Here is a 12,359-nt window from a genome sequence, read left to right as displayed (position 1 = left end):
TTCCAGTTTTAGAACTTTTTATCTGCAATACTTTATTTTTGCTGCCTGTAATTTATTGAGAATTTGCGCTTTAGCTTACTCATATTTGTTAAAAAGATAATGAAAACAAGGAATTATTTTATTAATAATTTATGGTAACATAATATATATTAGTAAAAAAGATGATGTTACTGATTTTTGCTTTGCCAAACTAGCTTTAATCGTTTCTATAATGGGTTACAAAATAGTAAGGTCAGCAGTTTCTGACCTTATGCTTTCATTGCCTATCTCACATCGATGTGGAATACCTGAAATTGTTGTACATATCGATCACTTTTGTGAGGTCGATACTGGCTCCTGTTATCGGTGCAGGCTTTCCATTTCTGAAACAGTTGTATGCATCGATTACCTCTGTTAAAGTGATGTATGTTCCATCTGGCATACCTTCAGAATCAGGATCATTCCATGGGTTCCAGTCCACAGTGTCCGGATCCAAAGATTCTGCTGTTGCGAGTGAGAACAGGTATCCACCATTTCCTACCACTTCATTATTAGTATAATATACTCTTCCATCGGATATAACCGGGCTTCCGAGTGTAAATTGTTGCATTGTGGAAGAAGGCAGATATGTATATCTATGGATCGGATTTGTGTTCCCTTCGTAATCTTTCAGGCAGTAGAGGCTTCCATCCGCGGTATTGCTTGTAAAGTATATGTAAACGCTTCCGTCAGTATCGACATATCTTGTTGATATGGCAGCTGATGATTGGAATTTAGCATCTCCTTCCGGAGTAAATGTCCATATTTTCGAAAGATCTGTTCCATCAAGGCAGAACACGGTTCCCGTTGCTGAGCCCCATGTAGTTGCATTTCCAACGTAAACCCTGTTATTGAAAATTACAGGCGTTGAAGTTGTGGGCCCAATATAAGCTCTTACTGTATCAGAAGTGTCGAAAGTCCCTGTGCTAGGATTAAATCCAATTGCAGAGCAATAACCTTTTTCGGGTTCCATGCCTGATTCTGTGGAAGTAAAGTACAGCCTTTTGTTATTTTCACTATATGTCATGGATGAACGTATGAAACATGCATCAGAATCACCCCATATTGTTCTAATATCTGCTTCATCAACCGTGGTGCCGTTGATCTTGTAAAGGGAAGTCAGATTCCCATTTGAATTGCCAAATACTATATAGTCATTTATTAAGGCTGCACCTGCAAAGTAATATCCAGTGCTGCCAGAAGCTGTGGAACTGTATGCCCAAATCTGGTTTCCAGTCTCATCATAGCAATAATATGTACCATCAGATCCACTCCAGTCTGTACTATCTGCAAAATATATTTTGTTATCTTCATATTTTATAGGTGAAAGGAGATATCTAGACTTCCCTACAGATATGTTCCATAGTTCTTCTCCGGTTGTAGCATCAAATGTATAAATATAGCCACTTGATGTGGGTATGAATATTTTGTTGTTACCATATGCCGGGTTTCCAATGATATCCAGATTATGCATGTCAGATTGCCAGATGGTATCTCCTGTGATCTTATCAATTGCTAAGACATTTTGCTTGCTTGCAACATAGATATTGTTGCCGACTACCATTGGAGCAGTATTGGCATAACCTACTTTTTTAGCCCAGCTCACCGAATTTTCCGGGGTGGTGATTGGTGCTTCGTCTGCTGTGACGCCGGTGTTGGAGTTGTCTTTAAGGAAAGTCATCCAGTCAGATGCAATTACTGGTGTACAGGATGCAATAATTGTTATGAACACAAATATGCCTATGGATATTATTTTATTATATTTTTTCATCTTTTCATCTCATCTTTTCAATCATAATGGATGTGCTGCCAACTCTTTTGTGTTGTATTTTTCTTTTATCTACCCTGAATATGTAATCTGTACGCGAATGTTCTATTACCTTTATCTTTTAAGATAATATCTGCTACTTCAAAAGATACGTTTATATTAGATTACAATTGTATGGTATTTACAATATGGTAAAAAGCTTTTTTACTTATTTAAACTTAGTTTTTTGCTATAATTGTATAATTATAAGTTTATGTAATGATACTTTAATGCAAGAATTAGTAGTTTGTTTGGTAAGATGGCTTTTAAAATTTTCAGGAAAATCAAATATGTGTCATTTATACTTGGCCATGATTTCTGGAATCATAATAATCAATTGCTTCTTTCAAAGAGCTGTTCTCGCATGCGGTAATTCGGTTACACACTAATTAAAAATAACAACGGAGTAAACGATGAATAAAAATATATTCAAATCTGGAATTCTAGCACTTCTGTTGCTGATCTCAGTTGCACTTATAGCATCTCCTGCAGCTGCAGACCCTGTAATGACAAGAACATTGAGTGATACAACAGTAGTTCCAGGGGATACTGTTCATGTGACACTTGAATTGACCGGTTATGTAAATGAAGAAGGTCTAAATGCACTTATGGAAGACTACAGTGCAACAGAAATGGCTGGCTGGACATTATCTAATGTAGAATGTCCTCCAGAACTGGATGCCTACATAAACACTAGTGGTGTTCACTACTTCTCACGTGATTTGATGAGTGGAGCGATGCCAGTTGGGGATTACACTGTAGAATATGACCTCACTGTAGATGCAGACACTGAAACTGGCACATATGACCTAATCGGCACATATAAGGACAGCGGCAACTCTGCTGGATACGGGCCTGCTGTTGGTGACACCCAGCTTACTGTTAACATTCCTCTTCCTGTAGCTGACTTTGAATCAGACGTAATATCGGGTTCAATACCTCTGACTGTTCAATTCACAGACAACTCAATTAATGCTGAGGCATGGGAATGGGACTTTGACAACGATGGTTTGGTTGATTCAACTGAACAAAGTCCGGAACATATATTTAGTACTCAGGGGATCTACACTGTTTCTTTGAACATCAGCAATGATTTTGGTGAAGACAGTGTTACAAAAACAGATTTGATCACTGTTACAAACGTTCCAATCGTTCTTTACGATGGTGAAGTATCCCTTTACTATGCAGATATGAACGATGGAGCTGCACTCAACGCAACAGGACTTGACTACATTGTGTCTGGTAGTCAGCTTACTAGTGTTGATGGACATCTGTACGAGAATTTTGCAGGCCCTGGTACCGGATCTAACTGGTATACGTTTATCAACGGAGTGCAGGTTAATGATCTGTTTGGTTTTGGATCACAAGCACTTGCTGATGGCGATACCGTAGAATTCATCCTTATTGGTATGGATGATATGATGGGACCAAACATGATAGATCAGCAGTATGTTGTAACGATCAATGTCAATATTATACCTGCTGTTGAATTATTCAATGATTCAGTCTACCTTTCCTATTCAGACATGAATGACATGAATGCACTCAATGCAACTGGTCTTGATTACAATGCACCGGGTGGTTTCATTGACACTATCGATGGTATTGTAGCATCTTATGGCACTACCCCTGAAGAGAGTGTAGGTTGGTCTATCTGGCTCAACGGTGAACTGGCTGGTTCATTTGGAAGCAATTCCCTTAATGAAAGTGATGTTGTAGAATTCGTCTATTCCTCTTATACCGGGGATCTGTGGGAACCAAACATGCTTGACCAGAGGTATGTTGTAACAATCACTGCTAATGTTGCACCTCCTGTTGAATTATTCAATGATCAGATCTACCTGATCTCAGATATGAATGACATGGATGCACTCAATGCAACTGGTCTTGATTACAATGCAACTGGCAATTTCCTTAATTCAATAGACGATATTGCAAATGATTTCTCTAATGAACCTGAAACAAGCTCTGGTTGGTCTATCTGGCTCAACGGTGAATTGGCTGGTTCATTTGGAAGCAATTCCCTTAATGAAAGCGATGTTCTGGAATACGTCTATTCCTCTTACACCGGTGAAATGTGGGAACCAAACATGCTTGACCAAAGGTATGTTGTAACGATTGAAGTAGTTGAAAAGACGTCAACCCGTGGTGGTGGAGGTAGTGGCACAGGATCTGCTCGAATTATATCTTCCACTGAGACACCATTACCTCCTGTGGAGGAGCAAGACCCAGATGTAATTGTTGAAGACAATGGCAATGATGGCGACTCTTCAGAACCGGATGCAGATGATTCCGATTCACAGGGTGATGGCGAATATCAGGAACCTGCACAGCAGGAATCTGATCCGAATACTCCTGGTTTTGAAATGATCTTTGCTGTGATCGGATTGTTGATGTCCGTATATCTGGCTAAGAGACATTAAAAGACTTAAAAATCAGAGGAACTGCTGTCTGTTTATGTGCAAATGGACTAATTTCCATGAAACGTTCTGAAAGGGATGTTTATCCCTTTCTTTTTTAATTTAGATAATATCATTTTGGCATGGGCTATTATCGATATATTTCATTTGCCTTTTATTTGTATGTCTGAAAAACCATTCCTGATAGGAAGGAGTTTGTTATTTTTCCCGGTCTGGAAATGTGTATAAGTCAGATATTTTCTACACATCTTCTATATGTTGTAATTAAAGGTGCGCGTTTGGTTCTGTTTCTTTCCTATCTTGTACAAAATAATAACAAACAAAATAACAACGGAGTAAACTATGAATAAAAACACATTCAAATTTGTAATATGTATACTTATGCTGCTGGTCACAATTTTATCTCCTGCCGCTGCAGATCCTATAATGACAAGAACTTTGAGCGATACAATGGTGAGTCCGGGTGAAACTGTTCATGTAACACTTGAGTTGACAAATTATGTGAATGAAGAAAGCTTAAACGCACTTGTAGAAGATTACAGTGCAACAGAAATGGCTGATTGGACAGTATCTAATGTAGAATGTCCTCCAGAACTGGATACTCATCAAAATTCTAATGGTATTCACTACTTTTCACGCAATTTCATGAGTGGAGCACTTCCTGCAAGCGATTATACTGTAAAATATGATCTCAATGTAGGTGCAGGCACTGTTGTCGGTGTATATGATCTTGCAGGTCGATACTTGGATAGCAGTAATAGTGCTGGTTACAATGGTGTTGGTGATACGCAACTTACTGTTATTGCTGCTTCCTCTTCACTTACTAAAACGACTGGTATCCCGGACAATACATTCTCTGGCAGTTCTTCTTCAATAAATCCACAAGTATCTGATGTGGAGCAGGAAACGGGGGTAATTTCTGAAGGGAATGAAAGTAAAATTGTTATAGAAAATGTGATCGCTGAGGATAATTCGGTGGTACAGCCTGTAGATGATACTGAATCTCAGGATTCTGAAAACCAAGAGTCTGAACCAAAGGTCCCTGGTTTTGAAATGATATTAGCAGTCAGCGGAGTGCTGATGTCTGTTTATATGGCAAAAAGACAACAAAAAACTTAAAAATAAAAATTTTGGAAAGGGGTGCTAGCCCCTGTTTTTATTGTTAAATATGAGAGTTCAAGGATGTGGCAAAGGCTCAAGCTTTGGTATCACATACAGGGAATTTGTGATCTCATTGGTGACAACCTCTACAGGCAAATTGTATACTTTTCCAATAGTTTCCGGGGTGAGCACTTCTGCTGGTGTGCCCAGCGATACAAGTTTCCCATCCCTTATGAGGGCTATCTTATCACAGTAATATGCTGCAAGGTTCAGGTCATGTACCACTGCAACTACAAGCTTTCCCTTTCTTGATTCATCTTTGACAAGGTTCAGTATATCGATCTGGTTCGTGATATCAAGATGTGATGTAGGTTCATCGAGAAGCAGGATATCTGTTTGCTGTGCAAGAGCCCTTGCTATGATGACACGTTGCAGTTCACCGCCACTCAGCTGTGTGACAAGCCTATCCTTCAGGAAATCGGTTTTAGTTTTCTCCATGGATTCTTCAACGATGTCAAAGTCTTCGGGTGATTCATTACCATGTATGTAGGGTGTGCGTCCCATCATAACGATATCCTTTACAGCGAACTCGAAATTGATAGAGATCACCTGTGAGACCACTGCTATATGTCTGGCAATTTCTGTGCCATTCATATGTTGAATAGATCTTCCGTTAAATGTTATGTCTCCTGAATCGGGTTTGATAACTTTGGTTATGGCTTTGACCAACGTTGTCTTGCCGGACCCGTTTGGCCCAAGTATGCCCAGGAACTCGCCTTTTTCAGCAGAGATATTTATGTCTTCCAGTATCTTTCGGCTGCCATAGCTCACATTAAGATCTTTGATCTCAAGCATAGATCGTCTTCCTCCTCTTCCTTAATAGGTAAATGAAGAAAGGAGCTCCGAAAAATGCGGTCACTACTCCTACAGGCAGGTCGGTAGATTCGAGTATCGTTCTTGCAATAGTGTCTGAAAATACGAGGAAGATTGCGCCCATGAGGGTTGATGTGGGAATGAGTATCCGATGATCAGGTCCTACGATGATCCTCATAATATGTGGTATGATAAGTCCCACAAAACCGATGATCCCACTAACAGATACAGCAGCTGCGGTAACAAGTGATGAGAATACAAGTACGCTACGTTTTACTTTCTCTATATCCACTCCCATGCACTGTGCCTGTTCCTCACCAAGGAGCATGACATTCAGGTTCCATGATTGCCTGTAGAGCATGAAAATTCCCACCAGTATCATCAGGAATGTGATCTTCACTTTATTCCAGCTGGCAGTCCATAGTCCTCCCATCAACCAGTATATTATCTGGTGGGGTGACTGGGACAGAAAAATGATGAACGATGTCACTGATGAAAGAAAGAATCCGACAGCAATTCCTGCAAGCAAAAGTGTTTCTGTAGGCACTCTTTCTCCGATCCTCGATATATTGTATACTATGAATATGGATCCAGCTGCTGTCACAAAAGCAAGGAGCTGCAAGGGTAACATCAGTGCAAAAGCAAGAGCTGCGCCAAGACCGGCGCCGGATGACATTCCTATTATATAAGGGTCTGCCATGGGATTCTTAAGCAAACCCTGCATGGCACATCCGGCAGTTGCCAGTGCTGCACCCACTAATGCTCCAAGGAGGACCCTTGGTAGTCGGATGTTCATTATGATGGTTCCCTGGCTATCGGTCCATACTTTCTCGAAAGACAGGATATCTTCGAGCGTTAATTTTTCAGCAATGGCATTAACAATTATCTTTACGGTGTCAATAGGGGAAATGTCGCTGCTACCTATTGCAGTATTGCTGGCGATCATGGCTACCAGCAACACTGACAGCAGGACCATTACAGTTCTTCCATCTCTTGCCATCTTTACCTTTTCCTATTCCGTATTTATATTCAGGAACGCTTTGCCCTAAGGTAGCCTGCCACCAACATACAGGATGCGGCCAGAACACCAAATCCGGGCGTGTTGTTCACTGGTGCTTCCTCACCCGTTTCCTCTTCATTGACCTTGATTTCAGGTCCAATGTATCCGTGCAATTCTTTTAGTCCTTCCACGATCCTCGGGCCAGGGATCTCGATGATGCTGGGGTCCTCGATAGGGTAAACTTTGTTATTCTTTATGGCATCTGTCTGAACCAGAGCATCGTTATTCTTGATCGATTCCATTATTGTGTACGATCCACCTCCCATTCCGGAACAGATTATGATCTGTGGATTGCTGGCGATGACATCTTCAAGATTGATAACAGGCCATCCTTCAGCTTTCTGTATATTGTTTCCTCCAGCCATTGCTATGAGGTCATCAGGATATGAATCAAGTCCGGCAGAGTACATTGGATCGTGCCATATCAGATAAAGTACACGAGGACGTTCCTCAGTAGGCACATCTTCTGTTTTGCTCGTGATGGCATCCATTTGTGCTTTCATGTCATCGGTGACAGAGAGTGCTGTTTCTTTATTTCCAGTCACTTCTCCTATAAGTTCTATGTTGCTCATGATGTCATCGATAGTTTTTGGTTCCAGGATTATCACAGTGAATCCCAGGTCCTTCAGCATATTGGTAGCATCTTCACCGTTTGCTTCAGAAGCAAACACGACATCAGGTTCAAGGTTGACGATTGCCTCAAAGTCAAGATTGGTATATCCTCCTACCTTCGAGATATTTACAGCTTCAGGTGGATACTCATCATGGATCGTGCCTCCAACAACATTGTCCCCGGCACCGACAGCAAAAAGGATCTCTGTGTTGCTTGGCATCGTGGACAATATCCTTTCAGGTTTGGTTTCTATTGTAATAGTATTATTCATATTATCCACTATCGTAAGTGGATATTCTGTCATACTGGCTTCTACTGCACTTGCGCATGAAGTCGATATTAGTATAAGGATCAAAAATAAGACATAACAACCTTTGAACATTATTTTCCCTCTATTTTCTTAAACTTACAATCAATCGACACATCCCTATAAAAAGGTTGCTTTTAAGATATTATCTATTATCTTACATGGTAACATCATATTACTGGATGCCATTTTGATTAAATTGATCTATCTCTTAATTATAACTAAAAAATAAGAACTGATACTAAATTTCCTGATGACATTTCTTAGAAATAAAAAAGAGAAATAAGGATGGCTTTGTAACCATGCCTTATTTCCAAACTTTGCTTTCGTTATCACATAGCTGTTGTGTATCTGAATGCATTGTAGAGATCTATCACTCTCGTGAGGTCGATACTAGCTCCAGTTTCTGGTGCAGGCTCTCCATTTCTGAAACAGTTGTACGCATCGATTACTTCTGTTAAAGTAATGTATGTTCCATCAGGTAACCCTTCAGAATCAGGATCGTTCCACGGGTTCCAGTCTTCGATAGCAGTCGTAGCAGTTGAGATGAAGTAATTATTGGCTTCATCCCTTTCATCGATGCTATTCTGTGTGTCCATAGCTACCTGCAGTTCATACTCTCCTTCGGCTTCAGGCGTCCATTCAAAAGTGACTTCTGTGTTTGAAGCCTTTGAAAGGGATGTTACTGTTCTTGTATCCAATGTGACACCATCGACTAGCATGGTGACTTCAAAAGAACCTGCATCCACGTTACCATGGTTTGCGATCTGCACAGTTATATCATTTGATTGTCCGGCAGATACCTGTGATTGTACAATGGCTGACGTTTCGAGATCCGGTGCTGTTTCAGCATAGGCATAGACTTTTCCAGATCTCCCGACCGTAAACACAATGCCATCTGATATGGCAGCTGCTGATCCTCCTCTTCCATAATGCCACATTTCTGTTCCATCAAATGCATTTAGAGCGTACATGGATGCGTATGTATAGAATGAATCAGGTTTTCCTACGAAGACCTTTCCATCAGCGACCACAGCTGAACATTTCCAATCTCCAACACCAGTAACATTCCATATCTCTTCACCGGTAGTCGCATTGAAACAATACGTTTGCAATTCGGAAACTGAATAGCAACCTGATGATACGTAAACGTTACCATATGCAATGGTTGGGACAGCATCTGTTCTCTGTATCACTTTTGTCCAGAGAATTTCCCCGGTGTTCTTATCCAATGCATAAATATCGCCACTAGTGTACCAGTTATATGTAGTAAAGTATGCTATGTCTCCTTGTACACTAAAACTTCCGCAGGGATCATTGGCGACTTCAATGCTCCATACTTGATTTCCGGTTTCAGCATCTACACAATAGACGTTTCCGCCGTTTTCATATACGCAGCCTGTCAGGTAGATATTTCCATCACTATATGCCGGCGTACTCTGTGCCATTCCTTCGACTGTAAAACTCCATAGCTCTACATCATTGCTTTCATCATAGCAATAATATTTATTGCCCTCATAGTCTCCATGGTAATATTTTCCATTAGCTATCAATGTACCACCATTTATGCCTCGAGAATGACCGCACCATACCCTTCCTTCATTGTATGATACAGGTGTCCATGAATCCAAAAGATTATTTCCTGGAACTTGTGTAGCTCCTAAATATTCTCCGGTATACATATCAAGAATCTTCACCCAGTCCGCACAATTGATATATAGCTTTCCATCGGCGACTACTGGTGAAGACGCAGTTGTTGCATCGATATCAATGCTTTCCCATAGTAGTGTATTGGTATCTGGTGCATCAGAATTTGTAAATCCTGTGTGTTGTGCATCCTTTTGGAACTGGTGCCATTCATCTTCCATGACAGGTTCAATTGAAGGGTTTCCTTCCTTTTCAGATATTCCAAATAGATATCCTGCATCATTTGCAAAATATACTGATCCTTCTGAGATTATCGGACCTGGGAGTGAGAATTGTAGTTTTTCTTCTTCTGGCTGGAAATACCATTCTTCAGAAAGCATTTCCATATTACTTGGCCAGTCTTTAAGACAATAAAGTTTACAGTTATAATCATTCACTGTAAAATAAACATATACCTCACCATCTCCGTCATCATAATATGTTGAGATAGCTGCTGATCCCTGAACTCCTCCTTCAGGTATATAGAATGACCATATTTCGGTCAGGTCTGATGCATCAAGACAGTAAAAGGTTCCATCTGTATAACTATCTCCTGTGCCAACATATAATCTTCCGTTGTATATTGCAGGAGTTGTAGTGAACTTATTAGCTACCTGTGCACTAAGAAGTTTGTCTGACCTGTTGAATGTTCCATCTTCGTTCATTCCCAGAGCTACACAATAACCACCTTCTGTAGCTGCATATATCCTCTCCGAATCTTCATCATATGTAACTGCAGATCTGATTCTTAGTGCATCGATGTTGAACTCTGCAGATACATCAAGTTCATCAACAGTTGTGCCATTTGATTTATAGACTGATGTCAAATTTGCGTTTTCATCGCCGAAAATAAGATGATCTCCTAATATTACGCATCCTGCACGGTAGTATCCGCCACTGGTGGATTCTCTATTCCATATTCGTGTACCATCCTCATCGTAGCAATAATACTGGCTGGCACCTCCAAAAGGAAGCCATCCTCCAAAGTATATCCTTCCGTTCTCATAGGTAACAGGCGTATTCATCTGAGTGAAATTCGGATTGTCGCTAATAGCAGTATCATTCCAGAGTTCTACTCCTGTTTCTGCATCAAATGTATATATCATTCCATTATTAGTTGTAACAAAAATTTTTCCATTTCCATAACATGGGGCTCCAAGTGACCATGAATCGCTTCCATGGTTTGTTTTACTTGTCCACAAAACCGTCCCATCGTTCTTGTCAATTGCTAGTAAAGTTCCCTTATCACCTATCACGTAGATAGTATCTCCTACTATTACAGGTTCGGCATCAATGCCTGCCATTGCTGAAGATGCCGTCGAAACATCCCATAAGGTCAGTAGATCTTTATCAATGGGTGCTTTGTCGGGTGTAACTCCTGTATTATATGGGTCTGCATGGAACTTTGTCCAGTCTGTAGCTATTACATTAGATGACATTGTTACTATGCATGTCAACACAATTGCTAGTTTTATGATGTTTTTTAATGTTTTAGTATTCATATCAGCCACCGATTATTTTTAAAATACCTTCTTATGGTTCAAATTGCTTCGATTAAAATAACCATATTTATTCGGTTTAATATACTTTTATAACTTTAATTACTAACGCAAATAGCTTAATTTAAACTTATATTTAATGTTTATTGATTTAAAATTATTCTTTAAAGGTTTTTTATGTTATAAAAACACTAAGCTTTATATATTTTGATGATTACACACTTCCTTCTGTATGGTAAATCTTATTAGTATATTTGGATATGACCTATTATTGAGGCGGTCTAGTAATGATCAGAAAAATGAATATTATAAGTGATTCCAGAGCAGTTTCGCCAGTTATTGGTGTCATGCTTATGGTAGTTGTTACTGTAGTTCTGGCTGCTGCAGTAAGTTCTTCTTCACAGGGAATTCTTGACGGAGTAGAACAGGCTCCTTCTGCTGTATTTAGCGTTGAGATCGTTAAAAATATAAACAGCAACATGGGTAGTTCTGGCAATATGTCCTATATGTCCATAAGGCACATTTCAGGTGATTCGATTGATACTGCAGACATAAAAATAGTTACCATTAATCCCCAAGCGCGTGGTGACACAAAGATGATGGAAATTCTTCCCAATGTAAATAATACACACACTCCATTTTATACTGGTGCAATGCCCATGTGGAATCGGGGAGATCTCATCAATGATGACTCAGAAGGTATATTCTTTGGTGACTATACACTAGAACCTGGTAGTAGCATGCTTGCTGATGAATATTCTAATTATAATCCCGATGCAAAATGGGTTCCAGATGAGGGGAAGTATGAGAACGCGGATGCTGATGAAATAAATCCTGAAAATGATCGCATAACAGGTATGCAGGCCATGTTTGCAGATTGGTATAGTCTTGAAAGTGGTGACTACGTCAATGTTAAAATCGTTCACAATCCAAGTCAGAAAGTGATCTTTGACTCAGATGTAAGGGTGATCTGAT

8 protein-coding genes are annotated in these 12,359 nt (G+C 39.9%); 3 read left to right on the top strand and 5 right to left on the bottom strand.

What is annotated here, in order from left to right; all coding sequences use genetic code 11:
* Window positions 1-268: 268 nt before the first annotated feature.
* On the bottom strand, window positions 269-1,789 hold the full coding sequence (locus tag LI82_RS09850) for an outer membrane protein assembly factor BamB family protein (RefSeq protein WP_048195398.1): 1,521 nt from the start codon (window positions 1,787-1,789) through the stop codon (window positions 269-271).
* A 449-nt stretch (window positions 1,790-2,238) separates the two neighbouring features.
* Here LI82_RS09850 and LI82_RS09845 point away from each other — a divergent pair, with 449 nt between their 5' ends.
* Together LI82_RS09845 and LI82_RS09840 are read left to right on the top strand one after the other, a co-directional pair.
* Window positions 2,239-4,248: a PKD domain-containing protein gene (locus LI82_RS09845; RefSeq protein ID WP_048195396.1), complete on the top strand. Its 2,010-nt coding sequence runs from the start codon at window positions 2,239-2,241 to the stop codon at window positions 4,246-4,248.
* Window positions 4,249-4,587: 339 nt separating this feature from the next.
* Window positions 4,588-5,364 carry a PGF-CTERM sorting domain-containing protein gene (locus LI82_RS09840; protein ID WP_048195394.1) on the top strand — a complete coding sequence of 259 codons (777 nt, stop codon included), beginning with the start codon at window positions 4,588-4,590 and terminating at the stop codon, window positions 5,362-5,364.
* Between the two features lie 57 nt (window positions 5,365-5,421).
* Here LI82_RS09840 and LI82_RS09835 read toward each other — a convergent pair whose 3' ends face one another.
* From LI82_RS09835 to LI82_RS12570, 4 genes are all read right to left on the bottom strand, one after another.
* Entirely contained in the window at window positions 5,422-6,201 is a 780-nt protein-coding gene (locus LI82_RS09835; RefSeq protein WP_048195393.1) for a heme ABC transporter ATP-binding protein, read from the bottom strand.
* Window positions 6,194-7,219, bottom strand: coding sequence for a FecCD family ABC transporter permease (locus tag LI82_RS09830; RefSeq protein WP_048195391.1), 1,026 nt, complete (start codon window positions 7,217-7,219; stop codon window positions 6,194-6,196). The genes LI82_RS09835 and LI82_RS09830 overlap by 8 nt, the downstream gene beginning before the upstream one ends.
* A gap of 29 nt (window positions 7,220-7,248) precedes the next feature.
* Window positions 7,249-8,163 (bottom strand): ABC transporter substrate-binding protein, encoded by a 915-nt coding sequence (locus LI82_RS09825; RefSeq protein WP_160174977.1) that lies wholly within the window; start codon window positions 8,161-8,163, stop codon window positions 7,249-7,251.
* A gap of 368 nt (window positions 8,164-8,531) precedes the next feature.
* Complete coding sequence (locus tag LI82_RS12570) at window positions 8,532-11,387, bottom strand: outer membrane protein assembly factor BamB family protein (RefSeq protein ID WP_052402881.1); 2,856 nt, start codon at window positions 11,385-11,387, stop codon at window positions 8,532-8,534.
* Window positions 11,388-11,671: 284 nt separating this feature from the next.
* On the opposite strand from LI82_RS12570, the gene LI82_RS12565 reads away from it, so the two are divergent.
* Window positions 11,672-12,358 carry a type IV pilin N-terminal domain-containing protein gene (locus LI82_RS12565; RefSeq protein ID WP_052402879.1) on the top strand — a complete coding sequence of 229 codons (687 nt, stop codon included), beginning with the start codon at window positions 11,672-11,674 and terminating at the stop codon, window positions 12,356-12,358.
* The last annotated feature ends 1 nt before the right edge of the window (window position 12,359 follow it).

Origin of the sequence: Methanococcoides methylutens (genome assembly GCF_000765475.1) — an archaeon.
Taxonomy (GTDB): Archaea; Halobacteriota; Methanosarcinia; order Methanosarcinales; family Methanosarcinaceae; genus Methanococcoides; species Methanococcoides methylutens.
The sequence above is the reverse complement of the archived record's forward strand: the minus strand, read 5'-3'. Positions and strand labels throughout refer to the sequence as shown.